At 63.2% G+C, this 16,455-nt stretch carries 4 protein-coding genes, 1 tRNA gene, 3 rRNA genes and 2 pseudogenes; 9 read left to right on the top strand and 1 reads right to left on the bottom strand.

The features are described from left to right. Positions 1–88 precede the first annotated feature (88 nt). The 5 genes and pseudogenes from leuS (AC6I65_RS00245) to lpdA all read left to right on the top strand — a co-directional run bounded on the left by leuS (AC6I65_RS00245) (position 89) and on the right by lpdA (position 9,839). Positions 89–2,751: pseudogene (leuS, locus tag AC6I65_RS00245) on the top strand (leucine--tRNA ligase). A 248-nt stretch (positions 2,752–2,999) separates the two neighbouring features. Further along, on the top strand, positions 3,000–5,954 hold the full coding sequence (leuS, locus tag AC6I65_RS00240; protein ID WP_497902117.1) for a leucine--tRNA ligase: 2,955 nt from the start codon (positions 3,000–3,002) through the stop codon (positions 5,952–5,954). Positions 5,955–6,272: 318 nt separating this feature from the next. Next, positions 6,273–7,028, top strand: coding sequence for a YqjF family protein (locus AC6I65_RS00235; RefSeq protein ID WP_497902116.1), 756 nt, complete (start codon positions 6,273–6,275; stop codon positions 7,026–7,028). Between the two features lie 76 nt (positions 7,029–7,104). Continuing rightward, a pseudogene (gene ilvA / locus AC6I65_RS00230) lies at positions 7,105–8,324 on the top strand (threonine ammonia-lyase). An 87-nt stretch (positions 8,325–8,411) separates the two neighbouring features. Further along, the gene (lpdA, locus tag AC6I65_RS00225; RefSeq protein WP_497902115.1) at positions 8,412–9,839 is read left to right on the top strand and encodes a dihydrolipoyl dehydrogenase; all 1,428 of its coding nucleotides are present in this window, start codon (positions 8,412–8,414) and stop codon (positions 9,837–9,839) included. 85 nt (positions 9,840–9,924) lie between these two features. Here lpdA and AC6I65_RS00220 read toward each other — a convergent pair whose 3' ends face one another. After that, positions 9,925–10,425, bottom strand: a complete 501-nt coding sequence (locus AC6I65_RS00220) for a halocyanin domain-containing protein (RefSeq protein WP_497902114.1) — start codon at positions 10,423–10,425, stop codon at positions 9,925–9,927. Between the two features lie 985 nt (positions 10,426–11,410). Here AC6I65_RS00220 and AC6I65_RS00215 point away from each other — a divergent pair. The 4 genes from AC6I65_RS00215 (at position 11,411) to rrf (ending at position 16,453) form a co-directional block, all read left to right on the top strand. Next, positions 11,411–12,884: ribosomal RNA gene (locus AC6I65_RS00215) — 16S ribosomal RNA — on the top strand. A 116-nt stretch (positions 12,885–13,000) separates the two neighbouring features. After that, a tRNA-Ala gene (locus AC6I65_RS00210) sits at positions 13,001–13,072 on the top strand. 209 nt (positions 13,073–13,281) lie between these two features. Beyond that, positions 13,282–16,193 (top strand): 23S ribosomal RNA (locus AC6I65_RS00205). A gap of 139 nt (positions 16,194–16,332) precedes the next feature. Beyond that, a 5S ribosomal RNA gene (rrf, locus tag AC6I65_RS00200) occupies positions 16,333–16,453 on the top strand. The 16S, 23S and 5S rRNA genes sit together here with 1 tRNA gene alongside, the layout of an rRNA operon. Positions 16,454–16,455 lie beyond the last annotated feature (2 nt).

Here is a 16,455-nt window from a genome sequence, read left to right as displayed (position 1 = left end):
GCGCCCGCCTCGAGGCGAGCGGGAACCGTCCGTTTGTCCACCAATGGAAAGGTATAGAACCTCGCCTCCGCCAATCCTATATAAGCAAATGAGCGACTCGGGATACGACCACGCGACGGTCGAACGACGCTGGCAGGAGGCGTGGGACGACGCGAACGTGTACCGAACGCCCGACGACGTCGAGGATCCGACGTACGTCCTGGGGATGTACCCCTACCCCTCGGGCAAACTCCACATGGGCCACGTTCGAAACTACACGATCACCGACGCCTACGCCCGCTACCGACGGATGCGCGGCGACGACGTGCTCCACCCGATGGGGTGGGACGCCTTCGGCCTCCCGGCCGAGAACGCGGCCAAGGAGCGCGACACCAACCCGCGCGACTGGACGTTCGACTGCATCGACACCATGCGTGGGCAGATGGAATCGATGGGATTCGGCTACGACTGGGGCCGCGAGATCACCACCTGCACCCCCGAGTACTACCGCTGGAACCAGTGGCTGTTCACCCGCTTCCACGAGGAAGGGCTGGTCGAACGCCGCGACGCCGAGGTCAACTGGTGTCCCCACTGCGAGACCGTCCTGGCCGACGAGCAGGTCGAGGGCGAGGCCGAACTCTGCTGGCGCTGTGACACCCCCGTCGAGACCCGCGAACTCGAGCAGTGGTTCCTCCGAATTACGGAGTACGCCGACGAGTTGCTCGAGGCCATCGACGACCTCGAGGGTGGCCGAACTCGGTCCGACAGATGCAGCGCAACTGGATCGGTCGCCAGCACGGGACCGAACTCGATTTCGAAATCGAAGACCACGGGGACGTCCGGGCATTCACGACCCGCGTCGACACGCTCTTCGGCGCGACCTTCTTCGCGCTCGCTCCGGACCACCCGATCAGCCAGGAACTGGCCGAGGAGGACGAGGAGGTCCGCCACTTTGTCGAACACGAGGCCGATCCCGAGGGCGACGAGCCGAACGGCGTCGCCACCGACCTGTCCGCCACCAACCCAGCCACGGGCGAGGAGATTCCGGTCTACGTCGCCGACTTCGTCCTCTCGGACGTCGGGACCGGCGCGCTGATGGCCGTGCCGGGCCACGACGAGCGCGACCACGCGTTCGCGACGAAGATGGGCGAGGACATCGTTCCCGTCGTCGCTCCCGAACCGGAGAACTGGGATGGCGAGTCCGTGCCCGACGCACCGGACGTGAGTGGGGAAGCCTACACCGACGACGGGGCCCTCGTCAACTCGGGCGAATACTCGGGTCTCGACAGCGAAACCGCACGCGAGCGCCTGACCGAGGATATCGAGAGCGCCGAGCACGCCACCCAGTACCAGCTCAGAGACTGGGGCATCTCGAGGCAGCGCTACTGGGGGACGCCGATTCCGGTCGTCCACTGTGAGGAGTGTGGCCCCGTAATGGTTCCCGAGGAGGATCTGCCCGTCGAGTTACCGGAGTTCATCAACACCACCGGGAACCCGCTGGACGCCGCCGAGGAGTGGAAGGAGACGACCTGTCCCGACTGTGGCGGTCCAGCCGAGCGCGAAACCGACACGATGGACACCTTCGTCGACTCCTCGTGGTACTTCCTGCGGTACGTCTCGCCCGACCTCGAAGATGCTCCCTTCGACCTGGAGCGGGCCAACGACTGGATGCCCGTCGACCAGTACGTCGGCGGCATCGAGCACGCCGTGATGCACCTGCTCTACTCGCGGTTCTTCACGAAGGTGCTCTCCGACCACGAGGGCCTCGAGCACCGCGAGCCGTTCACGAACTTGCTCGCCCAGGGGATGGTCCAGCTCGAGGGTGAGAAGATGTCCAAGTCGAAGGGGAACACCGTCTCGCCCCAGCGGATCGTCGAGGAGTACGGCGCCGACACCGCCCGGCTGTTCATGATGCAGGCCGCTCAGCCCGAGCGCGACTTCGACTGGAGCGAGGAGGGCGTCCGGTCGACCTACGCGTTCCTCACGCGATTGCGGGGGATGGTCCAGGACTACATCGCGGACGCGCCCGCGGGCGAGAACGACGCCGTCGCGAGCTACGTCGAGAGCGAAATCGACGCGACGCTCGCCATCGCCACCGAGAAGTACGACGACCTGACGTTCAACCGCGCGCTTCGCGAGACTCAGGATCTGGTCCGAACGCTCCGCCAGTACGCCGACTACGCCGAACCCTACACCGAGACCTACGAGCGCGGGCTGTCGGCCGTCGTTCGGCTACTGGCCCCGGTCGCCCCGCACCTCGCGGAGGACCTCTACGAGCAACTCGAGGGCGAGGACGGCGGCTTCGTCGTCGAGGCCGACTGGCCGACCGCGACAGTCGACCGCGATCACGTCCAGAAGCGCCGCAAACTCGTCGAGAACACTCGCGAGGACGTCCGCCAGATTATCGACGTGGCCGGCATTGACGACCCGCAGGGGATCGACGTCGTCGTCGCCCCCGACTGGAAGTACGACGCCCTCGAGATCGCGATCGAGAGCGACGCGGACAACCTGATCGGCGAACTCATGCAGGAATCGCACATCCGCGAGCAGGGTGACGCTGCCGCGAGTTACGGCCAGGACCTGCAAGTAGAGCGAGAGGCGCTCTCGACGACGCTCGGCCCGGACGAGGAGCACGCGGCTCTCGAGTCGGCCGCCTGGCTAATCGAACGGGAGTTCGACGCGCCAGTCAGCGTGGTTCGCGCCGAAAACGCCGACGATTCGGTGCTCTCGAACGCGGAGCCAGGCCGGCCGGCGATCGAAATCGAGGAGTAGCGCTCGAGATTTTGAATTACCGAGAGACCGAGCCATCGAGACACCGAACCACCGAGCCGCCGAGAAACCGAGAGACCGGGATTGGTGACAGGCCGCGCCTGTCAACACACTAGCTCTTTGTCCGTCACTCGAGTAAGCGAAAGCATGAGACGACGACTCGACGCCGACTGCGACGGTCAGCCGAAACGGATCCAACAACCGCCAGTAACGCCGTGGCCAATCGCCCGGTCGACCATCGAGGGATCGACGTGAACCGGCACGCTCGAGGCCGGGATTCCCGAACCGCCACCTCAGAGGAGAGCGACGGCTACGAGCCGCAGGAACTCGAGGCGCGCTGGCGCGAGCGCTGGGCCGAGTCGGGCCGGTACGAGGCCGACCCGGACGGCCGCAGTTCGGGAGAAGCAACGTTCGTGACCGTCCCCTACCCGTACCCGAACGGCGGTATGCACATCGGTCACGCGCGCACGTACACCGTCCCCGACGCGTACGCCCGCTACCGTCGTCAGCGGGGCGACAACGTCCTCTTTCCCATCGCGTGGCACGTCACCGGCACGCCCATCATCGGCGCTGTCGAGCGCCTGAAACGTGGTGACGCCCACCAGCTCGACAGCCTGCGAAACGCCTTCGGGGTGCCCGAGTCCGACCTTTGGGACCTCGAGACGCCGATGGGGTTCGCCCGGTACTTCATCGAGAACCACTACGAGGCGGGAATGCGCCGCCTCGGGCTGTCGATCGACTGGCGCCGCGAGTTCACTACCGAAGACGAGCGCTATTCGCGATTTATCGCCTGGCAGTACGAGACCCTGTACGAGCGCGGCCTCCTCGAGAAGGGGCTGCACCCGGTGAACTACTGTACGAACGAGGAACAGCCGGTCACGACCCACGACATCTACGAGGGCGAGGACGCCGAATTCCAGGAGTACTCGCTGATCGCGTTCCACGCCACGAGTGACGACTCGAGCGGAGCGAACGGCGAGGCGGTACCGGGAGCAGAGAGCGAACGCACCGTCTACCCAATGGCGACCCTGCGCCCCGAGACCGTCCGCGGGGTCACGAACGCCTTCGTCGACCCCGACGCGACCTACGCTCGCGCGAGCGTGGACGGCAGGGAGTGGGTCGTCTCCCTCGAGGCGACCGAGAAACTCGCGTTGCAGGCGCGCGAGGTCGAGGTGCTCGAGACCCTCCCGGGGGCCGAGATCGTTGGCACCCGCGTCCGGAACCCCGTCACCGACGAGGAGATCGTCGTCCTCCCGGCCGAGTTCGTCGACACCGACAGCGCTACCGGCGTCGTCATGTCCGTCCCCGCCCACTCGCCCGACGACTGGGTCGCCCTCGAGGCGGCGAAAGCCCGCGCAGGCGACCTGGTCGAGTACGGTCTCGACCCCGAGGCGGTGCGGGCCATCGAACCGCGGGCCGTCCTGGCCGTCGAAGGCTACGGCGAGTTCCCCGCGGCGGACGCCGTCGCCGAGTACGGCATCGAGTCCGCGAGTGACCCCGCCCTCGAGGCGGCGACCGAGGAGCTGTACACCCGCGAGTTCCACCAGGGCGAATTGAACGAGGAATACGGGGAGTTCGCCGGTGCGGTAATCGAGGACGTCCGCGACGACCTCGACGCTCACTACCGCGAACGGGGAGCCTTCGACGCGATGTACGACTTCGCCGAGACGGTCGTCTGTCGCTGCGGCGGGCGCGTCGAGGTCGCCGAACAGGACACCTGGTTCCTGCGGTACAACGACGCAGCCTGGCGCGAGAAGGCCCACCGGGCCGTCGCGAACCTGGACGCGATTCCCGAGAACACCCGCGAGCAGTACGACCACACGATCGAGTGGCTCGAGGAGTGGCCCTGCATCCGCAACTACGGCCTTGGGACGAGACTGCCGTGGGACGACGAGTTCGTCATCGAACCGCTGTCGGACTCGACCATCTACACAGCCTACTACACCATCGCCCACCGGATCCGAGACGTCCCGGTCGAGGACCTCACGCGAGAGTTCTTCGACGCGCTCTTGCTGGGTCCGGAGTCCGTCGACGAGCCGGACGAGCACGCCCTGGAACTTCGCAAGGAGTTCGAGTACTGGTATCCGGTCGACTATCGGTGCTCGGGCAACGACCTGATCTCGAATCACCTGACGTTCTTCCTCTCCCACCACGCCGAACTGTTCGAGCAGGCGAAGTGGCCCCGGGGAATCACCGTCATGGGCATGGGCCTGCTCGAGGGCGAGTCGATGAGTTCCTCGCGAGGGCACGTCGTCCTCCCTGGGGAAGCCATCGACTGCTACGGGGCCGACACCGTACGTTTCTTCTTGCTCAACAGCGCCGAACCCTGGCAGGACTACGACTGGCGGGCCGAGGCCGTCGTCGCGACGCGCGATCAACTCGAGCGCTTCTGGAACCGTGCCGTGGACCTGATCGACGGACCCGCGGGTGAACGTGACCTCGAGCGGATCGATCGCTGGCTCCTCGCCCACCTCCAGGAGACGGTTCGCGAGGTCACCGACGCGATGGACCGATTCGAGACCCGGAAAGCCAGCCAGAGAGCCTTCTACCGCTTCGAGGAGCACCTGAAGTGGTACCGCCGCCGGACGGACCTCGAACGCGCGGGGGCGCGATGGACCCTTCGTACTGTCCTCGAGACGCGACTGCGCCTGCTCGCGCCCGTCATCCCGTTCACGGCGAACGAACTCCACGAGCGACTGACGGGCGAACCAGCCGAGGACGTGCCGTGGCCCGAGTCGGTGCCCGAATTCGAGGACTCGAGCGTCATCGCCGAGGAACGGCTGGTAACGGCGCTGCTCGAGGACGTTCGCGACATCGTCGAGGTGACCGACACCGATCCCGAGACGATCCGCGTCTACGTCGCGGCCGACTGGAAGCGCGAGGTGTTCGGCACCGTCGTGGAAACCGGTCCGGACCAGGGAGCCGTGATGGAGCAGGTCATGCAAAATCCTGCCCTTCGTGAGCGAGGAGGTGCCGTCAACGACCTCGTTGGCGACCTCGTCTCGTTCGTCCGCGAACGCGAGGATGCCGCACTCGAGACGCTCGCCGGAATCGACGAGCGGGCCGTCTACGAGGCGTCCGCGGGTTTCCTCAAGAGCGAGTTCGACGCCGACGTCGTAATCGACGCCGAGGACGCCGATCCGATCGATCCCGCCGACAAGGCGAGCCAGGCCCGACCGTTTCGCCCGGCGATCTACCTCGAGTAGGCCGTTTTACGGGCGATCCTGTCCGTATTCGTTTCGAACTTACTCGTTCGGAGCGGCGGCCTCTGTGCACTCGTTACCGGTCCGGACTCCGCACACTCTCCCGATTCAGGCTCCCGATCGAGTTCGTATAGCGCTTCGATACATTCACCTGAACTAATTGGTTCCTGAGTGATTTATCCCCGCAGGTAACGTAGAGACGTATATGAATAACGCCGCTGCGACCGACCCCTCGCCGCCGACGAAAGCGCTCGGACCCGTCTCGCTCGGGGGGCTCGCCCGACTGTTTCTCGAACGAGAGGTCGCACTCTCGCATCAACCATGACCGAACAGCGAATCCTGCATCCCGATTCGACGACCGCCGAAACGGAACCGGCGTCCCTCCCCTGGCTGCCACACCCCTTCTCGATGGTGTGGCGAGACGGGGCCTTCCTCCACTGGCCCGTCAACCCGGACCGTCTTCGACCGCACGTTCCCGATCGGTTCGACCTCGAGACCTATGAGGACCGGGCCTGGCTCTCGATCGTCCCGTTCGTCCTCGCTCGAGCAGGCGTTCGAGACACGCCGAGCGCGATGCGCGTCACGCGTCCCGAACTCAACCTCCGGACGTACGTTCGCTACCGGGACGTCTCCGGACTGTACTTCTTCAGCATCGACATCGACGGACCATGGCTGGCTTTCCTCGCTCGCAGGGGACTCAACGTCCCCTGCTTCGACGCTCGCCAGCGTGTCGACGGCACTGACGGCCAGGTCGCGTTCTCGAGCGAGCGTGACGACGCCAGCGGTGACTCCGCACGATTCGACGCGGAATACCGACCGATCGCGCCTCCGACTCGAGCGCAGCCCGACTCGCTCACCCACTGGCTCACCGAACGCCGACGGATGCTCGTCCCCTACGGCGATCGAACGCTCGTCGCCGAGATCGCCCACGAACCCTGGTCACTCGCCCCGGCGGAGGTGACGATCCGCGAGAACGACCTATTCGAGGCGGCGGACGTGCCGACGCCCGCGGGCGACCCGCTCGCTCACTACTGCGAGCGACTCGAGATAACGGGGTCGATTCCGCGGTTTCTCTGATCTCGATTTCGGTTCCGGAAGGCGACGGGCGAAACCGAAGGTGAAATACTGCGCGAAACGCAACGATTTTACCGATATGGTCGAGGTCCGCTTCGAAGACGTGCTGGCGGCCCGGGAACGCTTCGACGACGAATCGGTCGTCCGCAAGACACCGCTCGAGTCAAACCGATCGCTGAGCGGAATGGCCGACGCGACGGTGTTCCTGAAGATGGAACACCTCCAGCGAACTGGCTCGTTCAAGACGCGAGGCGCCTACAACAAGCTCGTCCAGGTGGCCGAGGAAGGAACCGTCGACCGCGTCGTCGCCGCCAGCGCGGGCAACCACGCCCAAGGGGTGGCCCTCGCCGCGACCAAGACGGGCCTCGAGTCGACCATCGTCATGCCGAAGAACGCCCCGCAGGCGAAGGTCAACGCCACCCGGAGCTACGGCGGCGAGGTCGAACTCCACGGCAACGACTTCCAGGCGGCGATGGCCCACGCGAAGACGCTCACCGAAGCCGAGAACGTTGGCTTCGTCCACGCCTACGACGACCCCGACATCGTCGCCGGACAGGGGACGCTGGGACTCGAGATCCACGAGGCGCTCCCTGAGGTCGATACCGTCATTGTGCCGATCGGCGGCGGCGGCATGATCGGCGGCATTGCTACCGCGCTCGCCGGCCTCGACCCCGAAATCCGCGTCGTCGGCGTGCAGGCGGATTCCGCCGCGACGGTGCCCGAGAGCCTCGACAAGGGCTTCCCACAGGGGATCGACGATCCGACCACCATCGCCGACGGGATCGCCACGGGCGGCATCTCGGAACTCACCTTCGAGATCATCCGCGAGCACGTCGACGAGGTCGTCACCGTCACCGACGACCAGATTGCCCAGAGCACGCTCGTCCTCCTGGAGCGAGCCAAACAACTCGTCGAGGGGCCGGGGCGGCCTCGGTCGCGGCCCTGCTCTCTCCCGACCTCGACGTCAGCGGCGAGACCGTCGTTCCGGTGCTCGGCGGCGGCAACATCGACATCTCCATGCTCCAGACGGTCCTGGAGCACGCGCTGACCGACCGCGACCAGCTGTTGCGACTGCGCGTCCGCATCGCCGATCAGCCCGGCAAGATGGAGGAAATCTCGGGCGTGATCTCGGACCTCGGGGCGAACATCCGGACGGTCCGTCACGACCGGGCCGTCGGCAATCTTCGAGTGGGGGAGGCCTACCTCGTCTTTCAGGTCGTCACCAGCGGCCGCGAGCACGCCAGGGAGGTCCTCGACGCGATCGAATCGCGCGGGTACGACGCCACTCGAGTCGACTGACGCCGTCTCGATCGAAGGGACGAGCCGCGTGTCGGTCGGCGCAATACCTGCCCGTTTTTATATCTCGATTGGATTTGCTCTAGCATAATGGTCGTCGGAGACATTTCGACTGGAACGGACGTACTCGTCATCGGCGCGGGCCCAGCAGGCTACGTGGCCGCGATTCGGGCCGGCCAACTCGACCTCGACGTCACGCTCGTCGAGAAGGAGGCCTACGGGGGAACCTGCCTCAACCACGGCTGTATCCCCTCGAAGGCGCTCATTACCGCCAGCGACCTGGCCCACGAGGCCGGCAACGCTGAGGAGATGGGCATCCACGCCGACCCGGCCATCGACCTCGAGGGAATGGTCTCCTGGAAGGACGGCGTCGTCGATCAACTGACCAGCGGCGTCGAGAAGCTCTGTAAGGCCAACGGGGTCAACCTCATGGAGGGCGTCGCCCACTTCGACGGCGAGAACACGGTCCGCGTCTCCCACGGCGGCGAGGGGCAGGGCAGCGAATCCATCGACTTCGAACACGCAATCGTCGCCACCGGCTCTCGCCCGATCGAGATCCCGAACTTCTCCTACGACGACGAGCCCGTACTCAACTCGCGGCAGGCGCTCGCGCTCGATTCGGTCCCCGACTCCCTGATCGTCGTCGGCGCCGGCTACATCGGGATGGAACTCGCGACCGTCTTCGCGAAACTCGGCACCGACGTGACGGTCGTCGAGATGCTCGACGAAGCGCTCAACGGCTTCGACCCCGACCTCGCCCGCCCGGTCAAAAAGCGCGCGAAGGACCTCGGGATCGACTTCCACTTCGGCTACGGGGCCTCCCGCTGGAGCGAGCACGGCAACGGCATTCGCGTCGAGGCCGCCTCCGAAGACGGCGAGGACACGCTCGAGATCGACGCCGAGAAGGTCCTCGTGGCCGTCGGCCGCGCACCCGTCTCCGACACGCTCGAACTCGAGGCCGCCGGCATCGAAACCGACGAACGGGGCTTCATCCCGACTGACGACCGCGGCCGGACGAACGTCGAACACATCTTCGCCGTCGGCGACGTCGCCGGCGAACCGATGCTCGCCCACGCCGGCAGCAAGGAGGGCCAGGTCGCCGCCGAGGTCATCGCCGGCGAACCCTCGGCGCTCGACTACCAGGCGATGCCCGCGGCCGTCTTCACCGACCCCGAAATCGGTACCGTCGGTATGACCGAGATGGAGGCCGAGGAGATGGGCTTTGAGACGGTCGCCGGGAAGTTCCCGTTCCAGGCCAGCGGCCGTGCGCTCACCACGGGCCACACCGACGGCTTCGTCAAGATCGTCGCCGACGAGGACGCCGGGTTCGTTCTGGGCGCCCAGATCGTCGGCCCCGAGGCCTCCGAACTGATCGCCGAACTCGGTCTCGCCATCGAACTCGGAGCCACCCTCGAGGACGTCGCGGCCACGATTCACACCCACCCGACGCTCTCGGAGGCCGTGATGGAAGCCGCCGAGAACGCGCTCGGACACGCGATCCACACGCTGAACCGGTAGGACCGACGAACCAACGAACGGACCGACGGACGGACCACCAGAATTCGTTCCTGCTCTATACGTACACACTCGAGCGCTGCCTCGTTCAATCGCCGGTTTCAGACTCGACGATCTCGAGTGCCCCCTTCATCCCCCGGTGGTGGTGAGGGGTGCAGTAGTAGGTGTAGACACCCGGCTCGTCGAACGTGAACGAGAACGTCTCCCCCTCGCCGTGGTGCTCGCCGCTGTCGAACGCATCGTCGGTATCGACCACGTCGTGTCGACCGCCCGCACCCGTCCACTCCCAGGTGACCGTCGAGCCAGCCTCGACGCGAACAGCCCGCGGGGCGTATCCCATCCCCTCGCGACCGGTGCCGACCGCGACGACCAGCTCTTCCTCGCTGGCCTCCGTCCAGTCGACGGTTCCCGGATGATCGATCCCGTCGAGGTGTCCATCGAAATGGGGCTCGTCGTCCTCGGCGACGAACGATTCGCCCTCGTAGTAGTCGTCGTCGTCACCGCGTCCGAAGAGACACCCCGATAGTCCCGCGGTCGCCACGAGTCCGATTCCCTCGAGAACCCGCCGCCTGGTCGCTCGCTCGCGCATATACCTAGGCGTTCGGCTTCGTGGCCATAGCTCTCTCGCTCTCGCTCCCGCTGTACAACGTATGTCAACGTCTTCTTACGCGTGCACGCACGACCTACAACGTACGCGGGTACCACTCGATCTGACCCCACCTGCCAGGGAGGGATGACCGATCGATCTCCGCCCGCGAGACACCACTCGACGAGCAGCCGCGCCGTTCGACGGACCTGCCCCCGAATCAGGGGATACATTTATTATCATTTTGACGTTCCTAGAGCACCCGTGGTCGGTGAAAAACCGTGCCATGGTAGCGAGTTCCCACGGAGCTATCGGTTCGACGGCCTTATATACTAACCCTCTCCTCGAATAGAATGCAAACGACGTGGCCCACGCGGCCACGTCCCCTCTGGCCGTTTCCCGGCACGGAGGTTGGCACTGCATTCCACCCTTACACCGGGCGTCGAACCGATCCGACGACCTTAAGTGTGTAAGCCAATTCGGATTGGACGCAACCGTGGTCGGCCTCGCCGGCCACACCGATCCAACGGCCTTATATACTTAGGGGCGTTCAGATTGGAACGCGAACGCCTCGCCGGATGCGATTTCCGGCCGGGCCGCGATCCGATGCCCTTAAGTGTGTAAGGCTACTCGGATTGGATGTGAACGAGGTCGGCTTCGCCGGCTTCGATCCGATCCGACGCCCTTAAGTAAACGAGGGCACTCGGATGCAAACGCAAAGAACGCGTGATCGATGGGGCGTTCAACTCGCTCCATCATCTCGGACTCGGTTCGAAGGGGTTATGTACCCCGGACGACCTACAATGTAGTCCGAAGGAAATGAGGATCTCACCCCTGCGGTCCGCCGTACAGATGGGATCTGATGTTAGCCTTGGTAGTTCGGTGACGCTCGATCGGTTTATCGAGGTTGGTCACCGAACGGACCCATTTAGTGTGAGTGTGTACCTACATTCACCGCCAACTCCTCCAGCTCTGCTGGAGGGATAGCATTCCGGTTGATCCTGCCGGAGGTCATTGCTATTGGAGTCCGATTTAGCCATGCTAGTCGCACGAGTTCAGACTCGTGGCAGATAGCTCAGTAACACGTGGCCAAACTACCCTGTTGAGGGCGATAACCTCGGGAAACTGAGGCTAATAGCCCATACGGCTCGATGCCTGGAACTGGCTCGAGCTCGAAATGCTCAGGCGCGACAGGATGTGGCTGCGGCCGATTAGGTAGACGGTGGGGTAACGGCCCACCGTGCCGATAATCGGTACGGGTTGTGAGAGCAAGAGCCCGGAGACGGAATCTGAGACAAGATTCCGGGCCCTACGGGGCGCAGCAGGCGCGAAACCTTTACACTGCACGACAGTGCGATAAGGGGACTCCAAGTGCGAGGGCATATAGTCCTCGCTTTTGTGTACCGTAAGGTGGTACACGAATAAGGGCTGGGCAAGACCGGTGCCAGCCGCCGCGGTAATACCGGCAGCCCAAGTGATGACCGCTATTATTGGGCCTAAAGCGTCCGTAGCTGGCCGTACAAGTCCGTCGGGAAATCTACTCGCTTAACGAGTAGACGTCCGGCGGAAACTGTTCGGCTAGGGACCGGAAGACCTGAGGGGTACGTCTGGGGTAGGAGTGAAATCCCGTAATCCTGGACGGACCACCGGTGGCGAAAGCGCCTCAGGAAGACGGATCCGACAGTGAGGGACGAAAGCTCGGGTCACGAACCGGATTAGATACCCGGGTAGTCCGAGCCGTAAACGATGTCTGCTAGGTGTGACGCTGGCTACGAGCCAGCGTTGTGCCGTAGGGAAGCCGTGAAGCAGACCGCCTGGGAAGTACGTCCGCAAGGATGAAACTTAAAGGAATTGGCGGGGGAGCACTACAACCGGAGGAGCCTGCGGTTTAATTGGACTCAACGCCGGACATCTCACCAGCACCGACAGTATGCTGTGAAGCTCAGTGTGATGAGCTTAGTGGAGCTACTGAGAGGAGGTGCATGGCCGCCGTCAGCTCGTACCGTGAGGCGTCCTGTTAAGTCAGGCAACGAGCGAGACCCGCACTCCTAATTGCCAGCAACACCCTTGTGGTGGTTGGGTACATTAGGAGGACTGCCAGTGCCAAACTGGAGGAAGGAACGGGCAACGGTAGGTCAGTATGCCCCGAATGTGCTGGGCTACACGCGGGCTACAATGGTCGAGACAGTGGGATGCTACGCCGAGAGGCGACGCTAATCTCCTAAACTCGATCGTAGTTCGGATTGCGGGTTGAAACTCACCCGCATGAAGCTGGATTCGGTAGTAATCGCGCCTCAGAAGGGCGCGGTGAATACGTCCCTGCTCCTTGCACACACCGCCCGTCAAAGCACCCGAGTGAGGTCCGGATGAGGCCGGCGTAACGCCGGTCGAATCTGGGCTTCGCAAGGGGCTTAAGTCGTAACAAGGTAGCCGTAGGGGAATCTGCGGCTGGATCACCTCCACAGACCGGGACTGGGGCGACGCCCCAGCCCACACGCGGTCCGTTCACCGACCGCTCGATCGGCCGAGCGAGCACCTTTGAACTACCAAGGCTAACGTTGTGCCCCCGAGAGGGGGTGGGCCCATAGCTCAGTGGTAGAGTGCCTCCTTTGCAAGGAGGATGCCCAGGGTTCGAATCCCTGTGGGTCCATCTCTCGGGTGACGATGCTGTACTCTTTGAGTACGGCGTCTGATCCCGAATGAACCGATGCACCACCCCGCGCAAGCGTGGGTGGGAAGGGTCGATGCCACCAGCCGTCTACTGGTGGCAGATGAAGACCGTATGTACGTGTAGTCCAGGCGTCCACTGGACCCGTTCCCGGGTCACAACCGCTGCATTCTGTGCAGCACCGATCCGAAAGAACGTGGCTACTGTGCCAACTGGTGGATCGCTCGGCTCGAGAGCCGATGACGGACGTGCCAAGCTGCGATAAGCCCAAGGGACCCGCACGGAGGGGAAGAACTTGGGATCTCCGAATAGGAATCCTCTTGCAATTGCTTAGCGCAATGGGGAACGTCGAGAATTGAAACATCTTAGTATCGACAGGAAAAGAAAGCAAACCGCGATGTCGTTAGTAACGGCGAGTGAACCCGACACAGTCCAAACCGAAGCCCTCACGGGCAATGTGGTGTTCGGACTGACCTGCAACATCCGACCATCGACGAGAAATCCCTTGGAATAGGGTACGAAACAGGGTGACAGTCCCGTACCGTCGATCAGTACGATGGGAGTCAGCTCCAGAGTAGCGGGGGTTGGAAATCCCTCGTGAATCCCGCGGGCATTGACCGCGAAGACTAAACACTCCTCGAGACCGATAGCGAACAAGTAGCGTGAGCGAACGCTGAAAAGCACCCCAAAAAGGGAGGTGCAATAGGGCGTGAACTCAGTTGGCGATAGAGCGACGGGGCATACAAGGTCCCTCTCACAATGAACCAGGTGCGAACCTGTAGTAAGCCGAGAGGGAAGCCGGTGTTCCGTCGTACGTTTTGAAAAACGAACCAGAGAGTGTGCCTGTCTGACGAGTCTAACCCGAGTATCGGGGAAGGCAGAGGGAAACCGATATGACCGCAGTCTTACGACCAGGGTCACCGTGTTCAAGCGCGGGGAGTCAGGCGGGCACGACCCGAAACCGGATGATCTAGGCATGGGCAGGGTGAAGCGTGGCGAAAGCCACGTGGAGGCCCGCTAGCGTTGGTGTCCTACAATACCCTCGCGTGACCTATGTCTAGGGTGAAAGGCCCATCGAATCCGGAAACAGCTGGTTCCAACCGAAACATGTCGAAGCATGACCTCCGCCGAGGTAGTTCGTGGGGTAGAGCGACGGATTGGGGGACCGGACTCCGAGAGGAGTTCGCCCCCTGTCCAACTCCGAACCTACGAACGCCGTCGACGCGGGGAGTCCGGTGCGCGGGGTAAGCCTGTGTACCGTGAGGGAGACAACCCAGAGCTGGGTTAAGGTCCCCAAGTATGGACTAAGTGCGATCGAAGGTGGTCGCAAGCCCTGACAGCCGGGAGGTGAGCTTAGAAGCAGCTACCCTCTAAGAAAAGCGTAACAGCTTACCGGCCGAGGTTTGCGGCGCCGAAAATGATCGGGGCTCAAGTCCATCACCGAGACCAGCGACGTGCGTCACAGCACGATTCCGTAGGTTGGCGTACTGTTCGGGTGGAAGCACGGAAGAGATTTCGTGTGGACCGTGCAGTAACGAAAATTCTGGTCATAGTAGCAGCGTTAGTCGGGTGAGAACCCCGACGGCCGAACGAGTAAGGGTTCCTCAGCAATGCTAATCAGCGAGGGTTAGCCGGTCCTAAGTCAGCCCGCAATTCGAAGCTGACAAAAGGGAAATAGGTTAATATTCCTATGCCAGTGTGCACTCAAAGCCGACGCTTTGGGGCCGCCTCCCGGGCTTTCGCCCGGGTGAACAGTCCAAGACCGTGGAAGCCGTAATGGCACGAAGCGGTCGAATGGCTGGATAACGCAAGAGAGGTCAACCCAGAGCCCGTGAAAAGGCAAGCACACTGTCCGTACCGAGATCCGACACAGGTACTCGTGGCGGCGAAAGCCAAGGTCTGTCGGGAGCAACCGACGTTAGGGAATTCGGCAAGTTAGTCCCGTACGTTCGCAATAAGGGATGCCTGCCACGGAAAGTGGCAGGTCGCAGTGACTCGGGCGCTCCAACTGTCTAGTAACAACACAGGTGACCGCAAATCCGTAAGGACTCGTACGGTCACTGAATCCTGCCCAGTGCAGGTATCTGAACACCCCGTACAAGGGGACGAAGGACCTGTTAACGGCGGGGGTAACTATGACCCTCTTAAGGTAGCGTAGTACCTTGCCGCTTTAGTAGCGGCTTGCATGAATGGATCAATGAGAGCGCCACTGTCCCAACGTTGGGCCCGGTGAACTGTACATTCCAGTGCGGAGTCTGGAGACCCCCAAGGGGAAGCGAAGACCCTATAGAGCTTTACTGCAGGCTGTCACTGAGACGTGGTCGCCATTGTGCAGCATAGGTAGGAGCCGTTACACAGGTACCCGCGCTAGCGGGCCACCGAGGCATCACTGAAATACTACCCGATGGTGACTGCGACTCTCACTCCTGGCGGAGGACACTGGTAGCCGGGCAGTTTGACTGGGGCGGTACGCGCTTGAAAAGATATCGAGCGCGCCCCAAGGTTTCCTCACTCGGGTCGGAGACCCGAGAAAGAGCGCAAGAGCATACGGAAGCCTGACAGTGTCCGGCACAACAACGGACGCTGACGCGAAAGCGTGGTCTAGCGAACCAATTAGCCCGCCCAATGCGGGCAATTGCTGACAGAAAAGCTACCTTAGGGATAACAGAGTCGTCACCCGCAAGAGCACATATCGACCGGGTGGCTTGCTACCTCGATGTCGGTTCCCTCCATCCTGCCTGTGCAGAAGCAGGCAAGGGTGAGGTTGTTCGCCTATTAAAGGAGGTCGTGAGCTGGGTTTAGACCGTCGTGAGACAGGTCGGCTGCTATCTATTGGGGGTGCTACGGTATCTGACGGGAACGTTCGTATAGTACGAGAGGAACTCCGAATGGGTGCCACTCGTGTACCGGCTGTCCGAGAGGGCACGTGCCGGGCAGCGACGCACCACGGGGTAAGAGCTGAACGCATCTAAGCTCGAAACCCACCCGAAAAAGAGATGCCACCGAGATCACTCGTAGAAGACGAGTTCGATAGACTCGGGGTGTACGCACCGAGGCAACGAGGTGTTGAGCCCGCGAGCACTAACAGATCAAGCCACCATTCATTTCGCATGGATCAACCCGTAAGAACGGGTCCAGGCGCTAATTGGACTACACGTACAACACGGTCACAACCGACCAGAGAACCTTAGACACCGTAACCGACCCTGGTACTGTCGCGGTTCGACTCCGCGAGTCGGCATTACGGCGGCCAGAGCGGCGGGGCACCACCCGTACCCATCCCGAACACGGCAGTTAAGCCCGCCCGCGTTTCGGCCAGTACTGGCGTGGGAGACCCGCTGGGAACCCGGCTCGCCGCCGACCCA

It is taken from the genome of Natronosalvus sp. KLKA75, from assembly GCF_059736265.1.
The sequence above is the reverse complement of the archived record's forward strand: the minus strand, read 5'-3'. Positions and strand labels throughout refer to the sequence as shown.